The following is an 18,567-nucleotide window of genomic DNA, read 5'->3' as shown; positions in this document are numbered from 1 at the left end:
GGCACTTACATAAAAAAATCCCCCGGGTCTTCCCGGGGGATTTTTTTATGTCCGGGTGTCAGGCGCGAACGGGCGAGGTGGAAAGCCGCGTAGCGGCGTCCCGAGCCCAGGCTCAAGGCCACGCAGTGGCCGCAGAGGCGTCAGGCATCTACACCGAAAAAACCCAGGCCGAAAGGCTTGGGGTTTTTTTATGGAAGAATGTTGCCCCACTATGGCGCGCTGGTCAGGCAAGGGAGTTCCCCTGGAGAGTAGCGGAGAGCCGCCCTGGTCATCGTCAGGCACTTACATGAAAAATCCCCCGGGTTTTCCCGGGGGATTTTTTTATATCCAGGTGTCAGGCGATGACCTGGCCTTCAGTCGTTCACTTCATAGAGCTCGATAGGGGCGCCGTCGGGGTCCGCGAGAAAGCTGAAACGTGCGCCGGTGAGCTCATCCACGCGCACGGGTTCCGCTTCGGCACCGCGCGCCTGCAGCAGGCTGAGGCAGGCATCCAGGTCCCGGGTGGCCAGGGCCAGGTGGCGCAGGCCGCAGGCTTCGGGGCGGCTCGGGCGTGGCGGCGGTGCGGGGAAGGAGAACAGTTCCAGCTGAATGTCGCCCGGCAGCCTGAGATCCAGCTTGTAGCTGTCGCGCGCCTCACGATAGGTCTCCTCGATGATCTCGGCGTCTAGGACGTCGAGGTAGAAGCGACGAGCGCGCGGATAGTCGGCGGTGATCAGGGCCACATGGTGTACACGTTCGAGCGGCAAGCATTGCGTGGGCTGAGTCATCGTGGGTCCCTTGCAGAAAAAACCGTCCAGGGGGTGGCGTTTCAGCCATCAGCGGCAGAGCAACTCCAGGGCTTCCACCAGGGTGTCCATTTCGTCCTCGGTGCCGATGGAGATGCGCAGATAGTCATTGAGCATCTCGGTATTGAAGTGACGTACCAGAATGCCACGCTCGCGCAGGCCGACGAAAAGCTGAGCGGCATCGAGCGAGGCGTGGCTGACCAGCAGGAAGTTGGCCTTCGAGGGCAGGGCATGAAAGCCGAGTGATTCGAGGCGCTCGCGGGTGCGCTCGCGGGTGGTGATGACGGCCTCGCGGCAGGCCTCGAAGTGCTGGCGATCCTCCAGCGAGGCGATGCCGACGGCACTGGCCAGGCTGTCGATGGGATAGGAATTGAAGGAGTCCTTGACCCGTTCAAGCCCCTCGATCAGCTCCCGGGAGCCTACCGCATAGCCCAGGCGCAGTCCGGCCAGGCTGCGCGACTTGGAGAAGGTGCCGGTCACCAGCAGGTTGTCATGCTCGGCGACCAATGGAATGGCGCTTTCCCCACCGAAGTCGGCATAGGCTTCGTCGATCAGCACCACCGAGTCCGTCACCCGCGAGAGCAGGCCCCGGATCGCCTGACGATCATGGCCATGGCCGGTCGGCGCATTGGGATTGGCAAAGATGGCGCCACTGCTGTCGGTGGTGAATGCCTCCAGGTCGACGCGCCACTGGTCATCCAGTGGCAGGGCTCGCCGAGTGACATCAAAGAGCCGACAGTAGACGGGATAAAAGCTGTAGGTCACCTCCGGCATCTCCAGTGGACGCCCGTGGCCGAAAAAGGCCTGGAAGGCCAGCGCAAGGACTTCGTCGGAGCCGTTGCCGACAAATACCTGCTGCGACTCGACACCCAGCTCCTCGGCGAGTGCCTCACGGAGCGCACGGGAGTCCGGATCAGGGTAGCGACGCAGATGATCCGCCGAAAACTCCCTCAGTGCCGCCTCGACCCCCGGGGCCGGCGGGTACGGGTTTTCGTTGGTGTTCAGCTTGATCAGCCGTTCGCGGGGCTGTTCGCCGGGCACATAGGGCGTCAGCTCGCGTACCTTGGGGCTCCAGAACTTGCTCATGGTCTCTCGCTCGCGGGAAAACGTGCGAACATGGTGACCCGCTCGCCGCAGCCGCGCAAGCCGCCAGGGTGTTAGGCTGCTCGTTCGTGAAGACGCTTCGCTCGCCATGGATGACGCCGCATGCTTGCCCAGATTCTTGCCACTTTATTGCCGGTTTTCCTGATCGCCGGGTGCGGCAGCCTCTATGGGCGTGTCCGGCGCCCGGACACTGGCAGCCTGAACACCCTGAACATGGAGCTGTTCGTGCCCCTGCTGGTGTTCGCGGCACTGGCCGATCGCCAGGCACCGCTGGCCGATCATGCTCGCCTCGCCCTGGCGGGCAGCGTGGTGGTGCTGGGCTCCGGCGTGGTGCTGTGGCCCCTGGCGCGCTGGCTGAAGCTGGACGTGCGCACCTTCCTGCCGCCCATGATGTTCAACAATGCCGGCAACATGGGACTTCCCCTGATCGTGCTGGCCTTTGGCGAGGCGGCCTTGCCGGCGGCCGTGGTGCTCTTCATCGTGGAGATGCTGCTGCATTTTTCGGTGGGCCTGTGGGTGCTCGACCCGCGTACGCCCCTGTGGCGGCTGTTGAGAATGCCGATCGTGGTGGCGAGCGTCGCCGGGCTGGGTGTCAATGTCAGTGGCCTGACACTGCCGCCCTGGTTGCTCGAGTCCATGCACATGCTGGGTGGGGTGAGCATTCCCCTGATGCTGTTCGCGCTGGGCGTGCGCATGCTCGACATCGATTTCTCCCAGTGGCGTCTGGGGTTGCTGGGGGCCGTGCTGTGTCCGCTGTCCGGTCTGCTGATGGCGCTGCCGATGGTTCTGCTGCTGGACCTCTCGGGCACTTCGGCGGCTGCGCTGTGGGTCTTTGCCGCGCTGCCGCCGGCGGTATTGAATTATCTGGTCGCCGAACAATACCGGCAGCAACCGCATCAGGTCGCCTCCCTGGTGTTGATCGGCAACCTGGGAAGCCTGCTGGTGATGCCCTTGCTGCTATGGGTGGTGTTCGAGCAGGTACGACCAATGGCATCATGATTCATGGAACCTGGCAGCGCTCCGGCTGTCCGCTGTAGTCACGACAGGTTATGCTATTGAATAGGTAGCCGATTATCACGGTACCAAGCCCATTGGTTAGGAGAACGAATATGCAAATCAGGATGTTGCTGGCGGGCTCAGCCATGCTCGCCATGCTGGCGGGTTGTGCGTCGGGTCCCACCGAACAGGGGGCAAGCGACGCTGGAATGACCAGCACCGAGCAGACCTATCAGGGCACGCTGCCCTGCCGCAACTGCCAGGGGATCGAGCTGAACGTCACCATGATGGGTGACGAGCAGAGTGCGGCGGCTCAGCGCACCTTCGACCTGGAAGCGGCCTATCGCGGCCATCCGGAAAACCCGCCCAAGGAAACCTATTCCGGTAACTGGAGCGTCCTCGATGGCCCCCCCGACAATCCGGAAGCCACGGTCTACGAATTGACCCCCAATGGCGAGGGGCAGGTGTATTACTTCCTGCGCGTCAACCCGCAGACCCTGGAGCTGATCGATCCCCAGCTCCGTCGTTTCCAGAACAATGAGGCCCTGCGCCTCCAGCGGATGTGATGCGCGACACCGAGTGATGTCGAAGGGCGGCTGATCAGCCGCCCTTCGCTTGTCCAGCTCCTGAACGTATTCCCTCGACGAGATCCCCATGGCCAAAGCCAAGAGTGCCTTTGTCTGTACCGAGTGCGGTGCCGAATATCGAAAATGGCAGGGACAATGCTCCAGCTGCCAGGAGTGGAACACGCTGAGCGAGGTGCGGCTCTCCTCTACGCGCCCCGGCGCCTCTGGTAGCAGCGGTGGGAGTGCCGGTCGCAGTGGTTACAGCGGGGCCGTATCCCGCGAGGTGGTCGACCTGGCCAATGTCGATCTCGGGGAGGTGCCGCGCCTGACCTCGACCTTCGAGGAATTCGACCGTGTCCTCGGTGGCGGCCTGGTACCGGGCTCCGCGGTTCTGCTGGGCGGCCACCCCGGTGCCGGCAAGTCCACCCTGCTGCTGCAGACAGCCTGCAAGCAGGCACAGCAACGCCGGGTGCTGTATGTCACCGGGGAAGAGTCGCTGAGCCAGGTGGCGATGCGGGCCCGGCGCCTGCAATTGCCGACCCAGGGCCTGCAGATGCTGGCCGAGACCAGCATCGAGACGATCCTCGGCGTGGCCGAGCGTGAGCGCCCGGATGTGCTGATCATCGACTCCATTCAGACCACGCACCTCGAGGATATCGCCTCGGCGCCGGGTGGCGTGGCCCAGGTGCGGGAGTCCGCCGCTGCCCTGACACGCTTCGCCAAGCAGTCCAGCACGGTGTTGATGCTGGTCGGTCATGTCACCAAGGATGGCACCCTGGCGGGGCCCAAGGTGCTGGAGCACATGATCGATGCGTCGCTGCTGCTCGAGGGCGGCGCCGACTCGCGCTTTCGCACCCTGCGTGGCCTGAAGAACCGCTTCGGGGCCGTCAACGAGCTGGGCGTGTTCGCCATGCTCGAACATGGCCTCAAGGAAGTGAAGAACCCCAGTGCCATCTTTCTGTCGCGCAATGAAGAGCAGGCGCCGGGCAGCCTGGTGATGGTGGTCTGGGAAGGCACAAGGCCCATCCTGGTGGAGGTCCAGGCCCTGCTCGATGACTCGGCATTGGGCAATCCGCGGCGCGTGGCCGTCGGGCTCGATCAGAACCGGCTGGCCATGCTACTGGCCGTGCTGCATCGCCACGGTGGCTTGTTCACCGGTGATCAGGACGTCTTCCTCAACGTAGTCGGCGGGGTCAAGGTGCTCGAGACCAGCGCCGACCTTGCCGTGTTGCTGGCCGTGGTATCGAGCCTGCAGAGCCGCTCGCTGCCGCGCGAGCTGGTGGTCTTCGGCGAAGTCGGCTTGTCCGGCGAGATTCGCCCGGTGCCCAGCGGCCAGGAGCGGATCGTCGAAGCGGCCAAGCATGGCTTCAAGCGGGCCATCGTGCCGCGCGGCAATGCCCCCAAGCAGTCTCCCGAAGGCATGGAAGTGGTGCCCGTCGATAAGCTCTCCGACGCGCTGGACGCCCTGTAACAGCCACCCGGATCATTGTGCATGCCGGCGTGTACGAGCCTTGCCGACCAGACTGGTCAACATGAACAGCACTGCCGCCAGGCTGACGATGGTCGGTCCGGTGGGAGTGTCCAGCCAGTAGGCGGCCTGTAACCCGCCTGTGGTGGAGCCGGCGCCGAACAGTGCGGCCAGCAGTGCCATGCATTCCGGGGTCCGGCTGAAGGGGCGTGCCGTGGCGGCGGGGATGATCAGCAGGGCAGCGATCAACAGCACGCCGACCACCTTCAATGCCACCGCCACGACCACGGCCAGCGACAGGGTGAGAATCCACTGTTCGCGCCCGGGGTCGATGCCGCTGGCGCAGGCCAGGTCGCTGTTCAAGGTGGCGGTCAGCAGGCTGGACCAGCGCCAGCGCATCAGCCCCAGCACCATGACGGCGCCGCCCCAGATAATCGCCAGATCCATCTTGCCGACGGCCAGGATGTCGCCGAACAGGTAAGCCATCAGGTCGATCCTTACCCCGGAGACGAAGGATACGGCGACCAGCCCCAAGGCCAACGCCGAGTGCGCCATGACGCCCAGCAGGGTATCCATGGCATAGCCTCGGCCACTCAGCGACGAGACCAGCGTGGCCATGATCAGTGAGGTGACCAGCACCCCGGCGAAAATCGAGGTGGAGAGTACCAGCGAGAGGGCGACGCCCAGCACGGCAGCATGGGCCGTGGCATCGCCAAAGTACGCCATGCGACGCCAGACCACGAAGCATCCCAGGGGCGCGGCGGCCAGGGCCACGCCGATACCCGCCAGGGCGGCACGTACCAGAAAGTCATCCAATATCATCAGGCCGGCTCCCGGAGTGTCGGTCGTGAGCTGTGGTCATGGTGGTACACGGCCAGGGCATCCGGCACGCCCTGGCCGAACAGGGCCTGGTAGGCCGCCGAGGACGCGACACCTTCCGGCGTGCCCTCGCAGCATATCGCGCGGTTCAGACAGACCACGCGGTCCGAGGTGCGCATCACCACATGCAATTCGTGGCTGACCATCAATACCGCGCAGCCCAGCTCGTGACGCACGGACTCCAGCTGCTGATAGAAGTCGATGACACCCGGCTGGTCCAGCCCCTGGGTCGCTTCATCGAGAATCAGCAGGTCAGGCGAGCCCAGCAGCGCCCGTGCCAGCAGGATGCGCTGGCACTGTCCCCCCGATAGCGAACTCATCTGAAGCCTGCCCAGGCCCGCGGCGCCGGCGCTCTCCAACGCCTGGTCGATACTCGTACGGGAGTGTCGACCGGGGAGCCGCATGAAGCGATCGACGGTCATCGGCAGGGTCGCGTCCAGGTGCAGGCGCTGGGGCACATAACCCATCACCAGCCCCGGGCCGCGCCGAACCCTGCCCCATGCCGGGGACAACGCGCCGATGATGGCTTTCAGCAGTGTGGTCTTGCCCGAGCCATTGGGGCCCACAATGGTGACGATCTCGCCTCGGCCGAGGGTCAGATGAATGTTGTCGAGTACGCAGTGGCCGCCGCGCTCGACAGTCAGGTTTTCAATGGTCAGCAACGTCATGGGGCAGTTTCCTGCAGGGGGTGTCGTTCGGTCCGCTTGACAATATTGTTATGTTATAACATAAATAAAATCCGCTCAATGGCATACCACCTGCTGCTCAAGGAGATCATGATGTTGCGAGTCCGTTATTGGGGAGCGGCCCTGCTGGGAGCCGGAGTGCCGGCCATGGCCACCGCTGGTGTACCCGATGTAGCGGTCGATATTCCACCGCTGCATTCGCTGGTCGACCGTGTGATGGGCGATCTGGGCTCTCCCGAGCTGGTGATCCAGCCCGGCGCCTCGCCGCATGGTTATTCGATGCGGCCCTCGGAGGCCAAGGCGCTGGCAAATGCGGACCTGGTGTTCTGGGTCGGTCCGGAGTTGGCGCCCTGGCTGGGCGAGTCGATCGACAGCCTGGCCGCTGATACCGACAGTGTGTCCCTGCTGAACGTGGAGGGCACCCGGACCCTGGACTTTCGTCAGGGAGCCACCTTCGAGGCTCATGACCACGCCCACGAAGGTCACGAGCACGATCATGCTCACGAGGGCCACGACCATCATGGCCATGGTCACTCCCACGACGGCACGGACCCGCACGCCTGGCTGGATCCGGCCAACGCCCGGGTCTGGCTGGATGCCATCGCCGAGTCACTGGCGAAGGCCGATCCCGAGCATGCCGAGACCTATCAGGAAAACGCGCGCCTCGGCAAGGCGAAGCTCGATGGGCTGATCGCCGATCTCCAGACGCGCCTCGAGGGTGCCCAGGATACCCGCTTCATCGTCTTCCACGACGCCTATCAATATTTCGAAAAGCGCTTCGAGCTTGCCGCTGCCGGCGCCATCTCGCTGGGTGATGCCTCGGATCCCAGCCCGGCGCGTATCGATGAGCTGCGCACCACGGTCACGGAGCTGGGCGTCGACTGCGTCTTCAGCGAGCCGCAGTTCAACCCGCAACTGGTCGACAACGTCTTCGGCTCGACGGGCGTGAACACCTCCATCGTGATCGATCCCCTGGGGGCCGACCTGACACCTGGCGAGGCCCTTTACCCGAAGCTATTGCAGCAGTTGGCAGAGGGTGTCGCCGAATGTGCATCGGCCACCTGATCCGCCTCTTCCCGGAACGACAGTCTTTACGTTCGGTGCGAATGCCCCGGCTCACTGCAACCATCACGGAGAACTTCGATGAATCCGGCGTATGCCAAACCGTCGGGCATTCATGCCCTTGGCCTGCTGACCATGACCCGCTGGCCCGTTGGCCCTGGCGCAGGAGAGTGGCGACTTGCCTCAACATGACCATGAACACAACCATGATCATGCTCACGACCACGACCACGACCACGACCACGACCACGACCACGACCACGACCACGACCACGACCATAGCCATGACCATGATCATGACAGTGATATCTATGCGGGCTACTTTGATGGCAGCCACTACCACCTCTACTGGGTGAATGATCGCGCCGCCCTGCTGGAAGAGGTCAAGAACTGGGCGACCTACTACCCCTCGAGCTTTAGTGGCGAGCAGATCGTCGAGGCCATGAAAGCGCATTGACGGTCGGGGCCGGTACGGCCGGCTCCATCCCGGGTGTCGGGGCTTGAAAGCCGACGTGGATAACCTCACCCTGTCAAAGAGGGCTCCGCATGGGGCCCTCGATCGGTCACGAGATCGAATCTGAAACCATTCCGACTTTGCCAAAGGAGGTATTGGATGTCAGTGCAGACATCGTCCAGCCGACCGTTGTCCGAGACCCGAGTCCCACCGCATTCCGAGCGTTCCTGGAGCCAAGTGCGCAGCGCTCCGGGGCCGGGGGAAGATCCCTATCCGACCCGCCTGCGCGAACCGCTGGACCTGCCGTGGCTCAATCGTCGCGAACCCGTCGTCAAGGGCGAGGCCAGTCAGGGCCCGCTGTCCACCGAGCAGCTTGCCCGCTTCGAGCGACAGGGCTTTCTGTTCGAGCCCGACTTCCTGAGAGGCGAAGAGCTCCGGGCCCTGCGCGGCGAGCTCGATGCGCTGCTCGACCGCGATGACTTTCGCGGCCAGCCCTTCGCCATCACCGAACCCCGCGGCAACGAGATTCGTTCCCTGTTTGCCGTGCATTTCCTGTCGCGGCTCTTCAGTCGTCTGGCCAACGATGATCGCCTGGTCGGTCGTGCCCGTCAGATACTCGGGGGTGAGCCCTATGTGCATCAGGCGCGTATCAACTACAAGCCGGGCTTCGAGGGGCAGGGGTTCAACTGGCACTCGGATTTCGAGACCTGGCACGCCGAGGACGGCATGCCCGGCATGCATGCGGTCAGCGCCTCCATCGTGCTCACCGACAACCATACCTTCAATGGCCCGCTGATGCTGGTGCCGGGCTCCCATCGGGTCTTCATTCCCTGCCTGGGGGAAACGCCGGATGACCACCACCGTCAGTCACTCAAGCAACAGGAATTCGGTGTGCCGGGGCGTGATGCCCTGCGTCGCCTGATCGGCCGCCATGGCATCGAGGCACCCACCAGCGCTGCGGGCGGGTTGCTGCTGTTCGACTGCAATACTCTGCATGGCTCTAATGCCAATATGTCACCGGATCCACGCAGCAACGCCTTTTTCGTCTACAACCGGCGTGACAACCGCTGTGGCGAGCCCTTCGCCGCGGGTCAGCCGCGTCCGCGCTTCCTCGCCCATTCGCCGGATGAAAGCTGGTCGCCGCATGGCTGACGCAGGCGTAGACTGAGGGCCTGGCCCAGCCGGGCTTTCATCGCACAAGGAGTCGACCATGCGTTTCGTTCCTCGATTTACCGACGGTCGGGAGTTTGCCGCCCCCCTGGGTAAGGTTGTCTGTGTGGGTCGCAACTATGCCGAGCATGCCCGGGAAATGGACGCGCCGGTGCTGGATGAGCCCTTGCTGTTCATCAAGCCGGCGACCAGTGCAGTGAACCTGGAGGGCTGTATCGCAGCCCCCTTCGAGCGTGGCCAGGTGCATTACGAGACCGAGCTGGCGCTTTTGATCGGTGAGCCACTCAGTAATGTGGCGCCCGACCTGGCCGAGCAGGCCATCGTGGGTATCGGCCTGGCGCTCGACCTGACATTGCGGGATGTTCAGACCCGCCTCAAGGGTCAGGGGCAACCCTGGGAGATCGCCAAGGGGTTTGACGGCGCCTGCCCGCTGTCGGCATTCCTCCCGCTGAGCGAGGCGCCCAACTGGAGCGCACTGGAGTTCACGCTGGAAGTGAATGGCGAGTCACGACAGCATGGCCTGGGCGCCGATATGCTGTTCTCGGTGCCAGTGCTGGTAGCCGAGATGAGTCGGCATTTCACCCTCTTGCCCGGGGACGTGATCCTGACGGGCACACCGGCCGGTGTCGGTGAGCTGCCGCGTGGCGCCACCTTGTCGCTGAGCCTGACCGGTGGTCTGGCCGTGGAGGCCCGCGTCGCGGGCTGAAGCCGCCGTTGCCGGGGCCCGTCGAACGTCCGGGACCCGGCAGGCAGGTGGGGCGAGATCAGGCCGAGGCGGCCGGGAGCGGCAGGGGGGCTTCTGCCTGGCGCTGCTTGAGGATGGTGCGGAAGCGTTCCGGGTCGTGGGGCGTCAGGTCGTGGGCCGGCGGGTCCACATAGACCACTAGCAGGCGCGAGAGCCAGTAGCGCAGGGCCGTCATGCGCAGCATCATCGGCCAGGCATCCTGTTCATTGAGGTCCAGCGGGCGCCGGGCCTGATAGGCGCCCAGGATGGCCGCGTAGCGCTCGGCGTCCAGGCGGCCGTCCTCGTGAGTGGCCCAGTCGTTGATGACGATGGCCAGGTCGAACAGCAGGTCGCCGGTGCAGCCATTGTAGAAATCGATCATGCCCCCCAGCCGATCACCGTCGAACAGGGTGTTGTCGCGGAAGAGGTCGCCATGCAGCGCGCCCTGGGGCAATTCCGGCAGCACCGCGAAGTAGCCTTCATAGGCTTCCAGCTCGTCCATCATCATTAGCTGGTCCTCGTGGGACAGATACGCCAGCACCTTGTGGTGCATGGGCTTCAGCCAGTGCAGATCACGCGGGTTGGGACGCTGCCCCGGAAAGTGCTGCGAGACCCGGTGCATATGCCCCAGGGCTTCCCCCAATGCACGGCACTGGGCCAGGTTGGGGGTATGAGGGTGGCGGCCGGGCAGGCGCGGAAACAGCAGGGCCGGCTTGCCGGCCAGGCTGTGCAGGGCGACGCCTTCATGGTCATGCAAGGGGCCGGGGACGGGCAGGCGGTGTTCGTCCAGATAGTCCAGCAACTCGACGAAGAAGGGCAGTTCCTCGTGTTCGCCCTGTTCAAACAGCGTCAGCACCAGCTCCTGACGGTCGGTGGTGACGAAGAAGGTGCTGTTCTCCGTGCCGGCAGGCACGCCCTCGACGGCAACCAGCGAGCCGGCGTCGAAGCGCTCCAAAAAGGTCGCGACCTGGGCGTCGGATAGCGGTGTGAATACGGCCATGTGGGTCTCGCGAAGACGATCTCAAAGCGCCCTATTGTAGCGGCTCGGCGCGTCGATGCACGAACCCGTGCGGTGAGTCGCGTCAATTCCCGCAAGGGAAAGCCGTGGACCGGCCGGCGCATGCGCTGGCGCCGGCCTCAGTCGTCGGTGCGCACCCAGTCGGGCATGCTCAGCGAGCCGCCGTCCTGACGCTCGAAGTTGCCACCGCCCTGGCGGTCGATCAGGTAGTAGGTGGCCCCGGAGGCCGGGCGCACCTCGATGGCGTAGAGCTGACCGTTGACGCGGTACTCCTTGAGCGTGCGGTCGCCTTCCTGGCGCGTGGTGACCTGTGGCTCCGGGCCGCTGGAGGACTGGGCCAGTACCGCGGGCGTGCCGGCCAGCAGCACGACAAGGCCCAGGAGGGCGGCCAGGGGGCGAAGCGAAAGGGTCATGTGGACCTCCGGTCGGGGTATTCGATGTGCATTCAGTCTACGGGCTCATGCCGGTCATGGCGAAGCGCGGGCGAGCACGCCCCGGCAAAGATTCGTCGCGATGCGTATCATGGGAACATAGACTGGTACGCGCGCGGGAGGTTCCCCGGCGGTCGCCAAGCGACGCCGAGGCCTGCACCTGCGTGACACCCGCAGCGCGCTTCCCTTCATCCCTTTACTTCTATGGATGCCGATTCATGGCCGACACTCCCATCGTACTCGTCGACGGCTCTTCCTATCTGTACCGAGCCTTTCATGCCCTGCCGCCGCTGATGACCTCCGATGGCCAGCCCACCGGGGCGGTCAAGGGCGTGCTGAACATGCTCAAGCGCCTGATCAAGGATTACCCCGACAGCCCCATGGCGGTGGTGTTCGATGCCCCCGGGAAGACGTTTCGCGATGAGCTGTACGCCGAGTACAAGGCGCAGCGCCCCCCCATGCCGGATGACCTGCGTTCTCAGGTGGCGCCGCTGCATGACTGCGTGCGGGCACTGGGGCTGCCGCTGCTGTGCATCGAGGGAGTGGAGGCCGACGATGTCATCGGCACCCTGGCGCGTCATGCCACCGAGGCCGGTCGTGACGCCGTGATCTCCACCGGCGACAAGGACATGGCCCAGCTGGTCAACGGGCACATCACCCTGGTCAACACCATGAAGGATGAAACCCTCGACCCGGCGAGCGTCGAGGCCAAGTTCGGCCTGCCGCCGAGCCTGATCATCGACTACCTGGCGCTGATGGGTGACAAGGTCGACAACATTCCCGGCGTGGCCGGCGTCGGTGAAAAGACCGCCATCGGCCTGCTGCAGGGCATGCAGGGCGGCCTGGAGACCATCTATGGTGATCTCGAAAAAGTCCGGACGCTGAGCTTTCGTGGCGCCAAGACGCTGCCCAAGAAGCTCGAGGAAAACCGCGATCAGGCCTTTTTGTCCTACGAGCTGGCGACCATCAAGACCGACTGCGAGCTGCCGGTGGGCCTGGATGATCTGCATATCGCCCAGCCCGATCGCGACCGCCTGGCGGAGTTGTATGGCCGCATGGAGTTCAAGACCTGGCTGGTCGAGCTGAAGGCCGGCGGTGACGCCGGCGTCGATGATGTGGCCGGGGGCAGTGCCGCGGCACCGGGGGAAAGCGCAGCGCCGAGCGAAGACCGGGAGCTGCGCCGCGATGTGGTCATCATCGAGCAGGCCACCTTCGACGACTGGCTCGAGCGGCTCGCGGCCAGCAAGGCCTTCTGCTTCGATCTGGAAACCACCAGCCTGTCCTACATGGAAGCCGATATCGTCGGTGTCGGCCTGGCCCTGGAGCCCGGCGAGGCGGCTTACATCCCGCTGGCTCACGACTACCTGGATGCCCCGGAGCAGCTGGATCGCCGGGCGGTACTCGAGGCACTGGCCCCGCTGTGGGCGGATGCCGGCAAGGCCAAGATCGGTCAGAACCTGAAATACGACATCTCGGTGCTGGCGCGTCACGGCTATCCGGTGGCCGGCGCGCTGCACGACACCATGCTCGAGTCCTATGTGCTGGATTCCACCGCCACCCGCCACGACATGGACTCGCTGGCGCTGAAGTATCTTGGCGAGACCACCCAGAGCTTCACCGACATCGCCGGCAAGGGGGCCAAGCAACTGACCTTCAACCAGGTCGCGCTGGAGCAGGCCGCGCCCTATGCCTGCGAGGATGTCGACATCACCCTACGGCTGCATCAGACGCTGCGACCGCAGGTCGAGTCACAGGGCCGCTTGGCCGAGGTCCTCGACACGGTCGAGCGGCCGCTGGTACCGGTGCTGTCGCGCATGGAACGCAACGGCGTGGCGCTGGACTCGGAGCGCCTGCATGTGCAGAGCCGCGAGCTCGGCGAGCGCATCCATGAGCTGGAACAGCGCGCTCACGAACTGGCCGGGCGCGAGTTCAATCTGGGGTCGCCCAAGCAGCTCGGCCAGATCCTGTTCGAGGAGCAGAAGATTCCGGTCCTCAAGAAGACCCCCAAGGGCGCGCCCTCGACGGCCGAGGCGGTGCTCGAGGAGCTGGCGCTGGACTATCCGCTGCCCAAGGTGATCATGGAGCATCGGGGCCTGTCCAAGCTGCGCTCGACCTATACCGACAAGCTGCCGCGACTGGTCGTGGCGGCGACCGGACGCCTGCATACCAGCTACCATCAGGCGGTCACCGCCACCGGACGCCTGTCATCGTCCGACCCCAACCTGCAGAACATCCCCATTCGCACCGAGGAAGGGCGGCGCATCCGCCAGGCCTTCGTGGCACGGCCGGGGTATCGGCTGGTGGCGGCAGACTATTCGCAGATCGAGCTGCGCATCATGGCGCATCTTTCCGGAGACCAGGGCCTGCTCGACGCCTTCGCCGAGGGGCGCGACATTCACGCTGCCACGGCCGCCGAGGTCTTCGGTGTGGCCCTCGACCAGGTCTCCGGCGAGCAGCGGCGCAGTGCCAAGGCCATCAACTTCGGCCTGATCTATGGCATGAGCGCCTGGGGGCTGGGGCGTCAGCTTCACATCGAGCGCAACCAGGCGCAGGTCTACATCGATCGCTACTTCGACCGTTACCCCGGTGTGGCGCGCTACATGGAACGCATTCGGGCCCAGGCGGCGGAGGATGGTTTCGTCGAGACGGTGCTGGGGCGCCGCCTCCATCTGCCGGAGATCCACTCCCAGAATCGCAACCGTCGCCAGGGTGCCGAGCGCACCGCCATCAATGCCCCGATGCAGGGCACGGCAGCGGACATCATCAAGCGGGCCATGATCGACGTCGACGCCTGGCTGGCGCAGGCCGACCGGGACGCCATCATGGTCATGCAGGTCCACGACGAACTGGTCTTCGAGGTCGCGGAAGGCGAGGTCGAGACCTTCATCGACGAGGTCAAGGCGCGCATGCAAAGCGCCGCCGCGCTGGATGTGCCGCTGACCGTCGAAGCCGAGAGCGGCGCCAACTGGGACGAGGCCCACTGACGAATCGCCGGCCCCTGACGCATCGGGCCCGCGGCGAGTGCCGCGGGCCCGAGTTCTCATCAGAGCGTGGATGGACGCGGCGAGCGCCGCCCTCCATCAGCCCTTTTCTCAGCGCCAGCCGACGCGGTCAAAGATCTTGATCGCTGCGGGGTTGTTCTCGCCCAGCTCGCTGATGTTCAGCTGGTCCTTCTCGAAGTCACCCCAGCCTTCCAGCACGTCGCTCTTCTCGGCTCCCTCGACGACCGGGAACTCGTAGTTGCCGGCGGCCAGATGCTCCTGGGCCTGATCGGAAGCCAGGAATTCCAGGAAGCGCACGGCGTTGTCGTGGTTCGGCGCGTTCTGCACGACACCGGCACCGCCGACGTTGACATGGGCACCGCGGTCGTCCTGATTGGGGAACATGATCTCGACCTTGTCGGCGACCTCCTGGTCGGCGGCATCGTCGGACTGCATCAGGCGCACGTAGTAATAATGGTTGGCCACGGCGATATCACACTCGCCGCTGGCCACGCCCTTGATCTGGTCGGTGTCACCGCCTTCCGGGTCGCGTGCCATGTTGTCGACCACGCCCTGGGCCCAGGCTTCTGCCTCTTCGGCGCCGTGATGGGCGATCATCGAGGCCAGCAGCGACTGGTTGTAGATGTTGTTGGACGAACGAATGCAGACCTGGCCTTCATAGCGCGGATCGGCCAGATCCTCGTAGCTGGTCAGCTGCTCGGCGTCGACTTCCTCGGGGTTGTAGAAGATGGCGCGCACGCGCTGGCTGAAGCCGAACCACTTGCCTTCCGGGTGTCGCATGGAGTCGGGCAGACGCTCGTTCAGCGTCTCGGACTCCACGCCGGCGAAGGTGCCTTCCTGCTCGGCACGCCACAGACGGCCGGCATCGACGGTGATCATGACGTCGGCAGGGCTGGCCTCGCCTTCGCGCTTGATGCGCTGGATGAGCTGGTCGGAGCCGCCCTCGAGGACATTGACCTCGATGCCGGTCTCTTCCGTGAAGGTGTCGTAGAGCGCCTGATCGGAGTCATAGTGACGCGCCGAGTAGACGTTCACGTCGCCATCGGCGGTCGCGTTGGCGGCGAAGGCCGAGCTGGTCAGCAGCACGGCGAGCGGCAGGGCATGGCGTTGGTAGTCGGGCATGATGGCCTTCCTGACAGCGGTGGGTGGAAATCGAATTTGAATGATAATGTGTTGCATTCAATGTCGTCAGCCATTGAAGCGAGTCCGGCGCCAAAGGTCAAGTACCGTCATGTCGCCATGGCCCAGGGCCACATGGCGGATGGCCAATCAATTGCGCAAATGACAACGTATTCCACTCGCTTTCGCGTTACCATGTCCTGTGAATTCTTGCGTCGGCGACCAACATGCAACACGAGACTCAAGCGCAAGCCGCGGAAATGCCTCGGTCCGAGGCACTGGACATTCTGACCCTCAAGGGCATCGAGCATCGTTACGGCCGGCACAGGGCCGTGGCAGGCATCGACCTGAGCGTCCGCCAGGGCGAGGTGGTCTGTCTGCTGGGGCCTTCGGGCTGTGGCAAGACGACCTTGCTGCGGGTGGTGGCCGGCCTGGAGGTGCTTCAGGCCGGGGACATTGCCCTGCAGGGCCGCTCTCTGGGCACGCCACATGTGCCGCCGGAACAGCGTAATGTCGGCCTGGCGTTCCAGGAGGCGGCGCTGTTTCCGCACCTCAGTGTGCTCGAGAACGTTACCTTCGGTCTCAAGGCGCTGCCTTCCCGCCAGCGTCGCGAGCGGGCCCTGGCATTGCTGGCGCAGTTGGGCATGGACGGCCATGCTGCGTCCTATCCCCACACCCTGTCCGGCGGTCAGCAGCAGCGCGTGGCGTTGGCCCGCGCTCTGGCGCCGCAGCCCGGTCTGATGCTGCTCGACGAACCCTTCTCGAGTCTGGATGCCAGGCTGCGGGATCGCATCCGGGATGACACCCTGCACGTGCTCAAGCAGCAGGGGGCCGGGGGCCTGCTGGTGACGCACGACCCGGAAGAAGCGATGTTCATGGCCGACCGTATCGCCCTGATGCGCGATGGCCACATCGTCCAGACGGGGACGCCCCGGCAGCTCTACTGTCACCCGGTCGACCCCTTTGTGGTGACCTTCTTCGGGGCAGTGAACGAGCTATCCGGCGAGGTGCGCGAAGGCCGGGTGGCCACCGCGGTCGGCGAGGTGGCGGCGCCGGGGCTGACGGAGGGCGAAAGGGCCCAGGTGCTGGTGAGGCCCGAGGCCCTATCGGTCGAGGCGCTCGACGAGCCGCAGGCGGATCACCACAGTCATATCCTCATGGCCAAGCTGCTGGGGCGGACCAGCCTCTTGCACATCTGCGCTCACGGGCTGGGCCGGGAATCGCACCTGCACGCCCGGGTGCCGGGGGTCTTTCTGCCCGAGCCCGGGCAGCCGGTGGCACTGCGCCTGGATCCTTCACAGGTCTTCGTCTTTCCCGCCGGGGCGGGCGCCCCGCATGGCGAGGCTTAGCAACACGACCGGGATGATGCCCACGGCCACGATGGTCAGCGAGGCCGTGGAGGCCTCGGCAAGGCGCTCGTCGGACGCCAGGTTGTGAGCGCGCACGGCCAGGGTGTCGAAGTTGAAGGGGCGCAGGATGATGGTGGCCGGCAACTCCTTCATGACATCGACGAACACCAGAATGCCGGCGGCCAGCAGGCTGCCGCGCATGATGGGCGTGTGCACGTGGCGCAGGGTGCCACTGGCCGTCTCGCCCAGGGTGCGGGCGGCTGCATCCATGCTCGGTGTCACCTTGCCCAGACTGGCCTCCAGGGCATTGAAGGACACCGCCAGAAAACGCACCACATAGGCATAGATCAGGATAAAGGCCGAGCCGCTGAAGATCAGCCCGGCCATCACGCCGTAATGCTCGCGCAGCCAGCCGTTGATCTGGTCGTCCAGCCAGGCGAAGGGAATCAGGATGCCCACCGCCACCACCGAGCCGGGCACGGCATAGCCCATGGCGGCGACGCGCGTGGCGGTGCGGGTCATGGGCCCCGGGTCGAGCCGCGCGCCATAGCTCAACAGCAGGGCCAGGGCCACGGCCGCCAGTGAGGCCAGCACGGCCAGCAGCAGGCTGTTGCCGGCAAACTCCAGGAAGGCCGTGCCGAACAGGCTGTCGCCGCCGGTAACCGAGAGATAGGCTAGGAGCCCGCCGGGGATCAGAAAGCCCACCAGTATCGGCATCAGGCAGGCCGTGAAGGCCGCAACGGCTTTCCAGCCGCGAAGCGTGAACTGGGGCAGGCGCTGATAGCGGCCGGTAGTTTGAAAGTAGCGCCGCCTGCCCCGCGAGGCGCGCTCCAGCAGCACCAGCACGATCACGAACGTCAGCAGGCAGGCCGCCAGCTGGGCCGCGGCGACCTGCTCACCCATGCCGAACCAGGTGCGGTAGATGCCGGTGGTGAAGGTGTCCACGCCGAAGTACTGCACGGCGCCGAACTCGTTGAGGGTCTCCATCAGCGCCAGGGAGACGCCACCCACGATCGCCGGCCTGGCCAGGGGCACGGCGATGCTGCCGAACAGGCGCCAGGGCCCGCGTCCCAGGGTGCGCCCCACGTCGAGCACACAGACCGACTGTTCCATGAAGGCCGCCCGCGTCAGCATGTAGACATAGGGGTAGAGCACCAGGGTGATCAGAGTGGCGGCGCCGCCCAGCGAGCGAATCTCGGGAAAGACGTAGTCGTCGGCTCCCCAGCCGAAAAGCTCACGCAGCCCGCTCTGCAGCGGCCCGGCGTACTGCAGGAAGTCGGTGTAGGCATAAGCGATCACATAGGTTGGCACCGCCAGGGGCAGCAGCAGGGCCCATTCGAAGAGGCGGCGACCGGGGAAGCGGCACATCACCACCAGCCAGGCCGTGCCGGTGCCGATGACGAAGGTGCCGAGGCCCACCGCCAGCACCAGCAGCAGGGTATTGAGCAGATAGCGCCCGAGCACGGTGCTGGCCAGGTGCTGCCAGATGCCTTCCGTCGGCATGAACAGGTGCGCCAGCACCACGATGACCGGCAGTGCCACGATCAGGGCGATGCCGATGGTCAGCGCGTTCCAGGCATTGAAGGGCAACGACAGGCGGGAAGGGGCGCGGGAACTGGCCGGACTGGTCAACGATGTCTCCTTCCAGCGGTCTCTGGAGGCGGTGTGGATGCGAGGCATTTACGCGTGAGAATTGTATCAGTTGCGCCCCTGGGCTGCAGTTATCCCGTCCGCTCCGCGTCATGAAAAAACGC

At 65.1% G+C, this 18,567-nt stretch carries 17 protein-coding genes; 9 read left to right on the top strand and 8 right to left on the bottom strand.

Translation table 11 applies throughout. The features are described from left to right. Nucleotides 1-353: 353 nt before the first annotated feature. Together gloA2 and hisC are read right to left on the bottom strand one after the other, a co-directional pair. Nucleotides 354-767, bottom strand: a complete 414-nt coding sequence (gene gloA2 / locus QWY74_RS06790; RefSeq protein ID WP_264827834.1) for an SMU1112c/YaeR family gloxylase I-like metalloprotein — start codon at nucleotides 765-767, stop codon at nucleotides 354-356. Between the two features lie 48 nt (nucleotides 768-815). After that, nucleotides 816-1,871, bottom strand: coding sequence for a histidinol-phosphate transaminase (gene hisC, locus QWY74_RS06785; RefSeq protein WP_264827835.1), 1,056 nt, complete (start codon nucleotides 1,869-1,871; stop codon nucleotides 816-818). A 120-nt stretch (nucleotides 1,872-1,991) separates the two neighbouring features. On the opposite strand from hisC, the gene QWY74_RS06780 reads away from it, so the two are divergent. The 3 genes from QWY74_RS06780 (at nucleotide 1,992) to radA (ending at nucleotide 4,922) form a co-directional block, all read left to right on the top strand. Next, complete coding sequence (locus tag QWY74_RS06780) at nucleotides 1,992-2,888, top strand: AEC family transporter (protein WP_264827836.1); 897 nt, start codon at nucleotides 1,992-1,994, stop codon at nucleotides 2,886-2,888. Nucleotides 2,889-2,998: 110 nt separating this feature from the next. Then, nucleotides 2,999-3,451, top strand: coding sequence for a copper resistance protein NlpE (locus tag QWY74_RS06775; protein ID WP_264827837.1), 453 nt, complete (start codon nucleotides 2,999-3,001; stop codon nucleotides 3,449-3,451). An 88-nt stretch (nucleotides 3,452-3,539) separates the two neighbouring features. Continuing rightward, nucleotides 3,540-4,922 (top strand): DNA repair protein RadA, encoded by a 1,383-nt coding sequence (gene radA, locus QWY74_RS06770; protein ID WP_264827838.1) that lies wholly within the window; start codon nucleotides 3,540-3,542, stop codon nucleotides 4,920-4,922. Nucleotides 4,923-4,934: 12 nt separating this feature from the next. Here radA and QWY74_RS06765 read toward each other — a convergent pair whose 3' ends face one another. Together QWY74_RS06765 and QWY74_RS06760 are read right to left on the bottom strand one after the other, a co-directional pair. Beyond that, nucleotides 4,935-5,741 carry a metal ABC transporter permease gene (locus QWY74_RS06765; RefSeq protein WP_264827839.1) on the bottom strand — a complete coding sequence of 269 codons (807 nt, stop codon included), beginning with the start codon at nucleotides 5,739-5,741 and terminating at the stop codon, nucleotides 4,935-4,937. Then, complete coding sequence (locus QWY74_RS06760) at nucleotides 5,741-6,466, bottom strand: metal ABC transporter ATP-binding protein (protein ID WP_264827841.1); 726 nt, start codon at nucleotides 6,464-6,466, stop codon at nucleotides 5,741-5,743. Before QWY74_RS06760 ends, QWY74_RS06765 begins: the two co-directional genes overlap by 1 nt. Nucleotides 6,467-6,577: 111 nt before the next feature. Between QWY74_RS06760 and QWY74_RS06755 the strand changes: the two genes are divergently transcribed. From QWY74_RS06755 to QWY74_RS06740, 4 genes are all read left to right on the top strand, one after another. After that, nucleotides 6,578-7,549 carry a zinc ABC transporter substrate-binding protein gene (locus QWY74_RS06755; RefSeq protein WP_264827843.1) on the top strand — a complete coding sequence of 324 codons (972 nt, stop codon included), beginning with the start codon at nucleotides 6,578-6,580 and terminating at the stop codon, nucleotides 7,547-7,549. Between the two features lie 175 nt (nucleotides 7,550-7,724). Then, complete coding sequence (locus QWY74_RS06750; RefSeq protein WP_290314031.1) at nucleotides 7,725-8,003, top strand: ZinT/AdcA family metal-binding protein; 279 nt, start codon at nucleotides 7,725-7,727, stop codon at nucleotides 8,001-8,003. A gap of 156 nt (nucleotides 8,004-8,159) precedes the next feature. Then, the gene (gene thpD, locus QWY74_RS06745; RefSeq protein WP_264827845.1) at nucleotides 8,160-9,152 is read left to right on the top strand and encodes an ectoine hydroxylase; all 993 of its coding nucleotides are present in this window, start codon (nucleotides 8,160-8,162) and stop codon (nucleotides 9,150-9,152) included. 58 nt (nucleotides 9,153-9,210) lie between these two features. Further along, the gene (locus QWY74_RS06740) at nucleotides 9,211-9,876 is read left to right on the top strand and encodes a fumarylacetoacetate hydrolase family protein (RefSeq protein ID WP_264827846.1); all 666 of its coding nucleotides are present in this window, start codon (nucleotides 9,211-9,213) and stop codon (nucleotides 9,874-9,876) included. 58 nt (nucleotides 9,877-9,934) lie between these two features. On the opposite strand, the gene QWY74_RS06735 is transcribed toward QWY74_RS06740, so the two are convergent. Together QWY74_RS06735 and QWY74_RS06730 are read right to left on the bottom strand one after the other, a co-directional pair. Continuing rightward, nucleotides 9,935-10,894 carry a homoserine kinase gene (locus tag QWY74_RS06735; protein ID WP_290314030.1) on the bottom strand — a complete coding sequence of 320 codons (960 nt, stop codon included), beginning with the start codon at nucleotides 10,892-10,894 and terminating at the stop codon, nucleotides 9,935-9,937. A 137-nt stretch (nucleotides 10,895-11,031) separates the two neighbouring features. After that, nucleotides 11,032-11,325: a DUF2782 domain-containing protein gene (locus QWY74_RS06730; RefSeq protein ID WP_264827849.1), complete on the bottom strand. Its 294-nt coding sequence runs from the start codon at nucleotides 11,323-11,325 to the stop codon at nucleotides 11,032-11,034. Between the two features lie 236 nt (nucleotides 11,326-11,561). Between QWY74_RS06730 and polA the strand changes: the two genes are divergently transcribed. After that, nucleotides 11,562-14,327 carry a DNA polymerase I gene (gene polA / locus QWY74_RS06725; protein WP_290314029.1) on the top strand — a complete coding sequence of 922 codons (2,766 nt, stop codon included), beginning with the start codon at nucleotides 11,562-11,564 and terminating at the stop codon, nucleotides 14,325-14,327. Between the two features lie 108 nt (nucleotides 14,328-14,435). Here polA and QWY74_RS06720 read toward each other — a convergent pair whose 3' ends face one another. Then, nucleotides 14,436-15,467, bottom strand: a complete 1,032-nt coding sequence (locus QWY74_RS06720; RefSeq protein ID WP_264827853.1) for a Fe(3+) ABC transporter substrate-binding protein — start codon at nucleotides 15,465-15,467, stop codon at nucleotides 14,436-14,438. Nucleotides 15,468-15,691: 224 nt separating this feature from the next. Here QWY74_RS06720 and QWY74_RS06715 point away from each other — a divergent pair, with 224 nt between their 5' ends. Continuing rightward, complete coding sequence (locus tag QWY74_RS06715) at nucleotides 15,692-16,813, top strand: ABC transporter ATP-binding protein (protein ID WP_264827855.1); 1,122 nt, start codon at nucleotides 15,692-15,694, stop codon at nucleotides 16,811-16,813. On the opposite strand, the gene QWY74_RS06710 is transcribed toward QWY74_RS06715, so the two are convergent. Continuing rightward, nucleotides 16,760-18,379, bottom strand: a complete 1,620-nt coding sequence (locus tag QWY74_RS06710; RefSeq protein WP_264827870.1) for an ABC transporter permease — start codon at nucleotides 18,377-18,379, stop codon at nucleotides 16,760-16,762. The two genes, QWY74_RS06715 and QWY74_RS06710, sit on opposite strands and share 54 nt — an antisense overlap. Nucleotides 18,380-18,567: the final 188 nt, after the last annotated feature.

The organism is Halomonas almeriensis, from assembly GCF_030409235.1.
GTDB lineage: Bacteria > Pseudomonadota > Gammaproteobacteria > Pseudomonadales > Halomonadaceae > Halomonas > Halomonas almeriensis.
This window is presented reverse-complemented; position numbering and strand designations above follow the sequence as displayed.

Bases quoted from the DNA above. Each gene is read 5' to 3' on its own strand.
- hisC (WP_264827835.1), bottom strand. From the start codon at position 1,871: ATGAGCAAGTTCTGGAGCCCCAAGGTACGCGAGCTGACGCCCTATGTG.
- QWY74_RS06780 (WP_264827836.1), top strand. From the start codon at position 1,992: ATGCTTGCCCAGATTCTTGCCACTTTATTGCCGGTTTTCCTGATCGCC.
- QWY74_RS06730 (WP_264827849.1), bottom strand. From the start codon at position 11,325: ATGACCCTTTCGCTTCGCCCCCTGGCCGCCCTCCTGGGCCTTGTCGTG.
- QWY74_RS06755 (WP_264827843.1), top strand. From the start codon at position 6,578: ATGTTGCGAGTCCGTTATTGGGGAGCGGCCCTGCTGGGAGCCGGAGTG.
- QWY74_RS06775 (WP_264827837.1), top strand. From the start codon at position 2,999: ATGCAAATCAGGATGTTGCTGGCGGGCTCAGCCATGCTCGCCATGCTG.
- QWY74_RS06760 (WP_264827841.1), bottom strand. From the start codon at position 6,466: ATGACGTTGCTGACCATTGAAAACCTGACTGTCGAGCGCGGCGGCCAC.
- polA (WP_290314029.1), top strand. From the start codon at position 11,562: ATGGCCGACACTCCCATCGTACTCGTCGACGGCTCTTCCTATCTGTAC.
- QWY74_RS06765 (WP_264827839.1), bottom strand. From the start codon at position 5,741: ATGATATTGGATGACTTTCTGGTACGTGCCGCCCTGGCGGGTATCGGC.
- QWY74_RS06740 (WP_264827846.1), top strand. From the start codon at position 9,211: ATGCGTTTCGTTCCTCGATTTACCGACGGTCGGGAGTTTGCCGCCCCC.
- QWY74_RS06715 (WP_264827855.1), top strand. From the start codon at position 15,692: ATGCAACACGAGACTCAAGCGCAAGCCGCGGAAATGCCTCGGTCCGAG.
- radA (WP_264827838.1), top strand. From the start codon at position 3,540: ATGGCCAAAGCCAAGAGTGCCTTTGTCTGTACCGAGTGCGGTGCCGAA.
- QWY74_RS06735 (WP_290314030.1), bottom strand. From the start codon at position 10,894: ATGGCCGTATTCACACCGCTATCCGACGCCCAGGTCGCGACCTTTTTG.
- QWY74_RS06720 (WP_264827853.1), bottom strand. From the start codon at position 15,467: ATGCCCGACTACCAACGCCATGCCCTGCCGCTCGCCGTGCTGCTGACC.
- gloA2 (WP_264827834.1), bottom strand. From the start codon at position 767: ATGACTCAGCCCACGCAATGCTTGCCGCTCGAACGTGTACACCATGTG.
- thpD (WP_264827845.1), top strand. From the start codon at position 8,160: ATGTCAGTGCAGACATCGTCCAGCCGACCGTTGTCCGAGACCCGAGTC.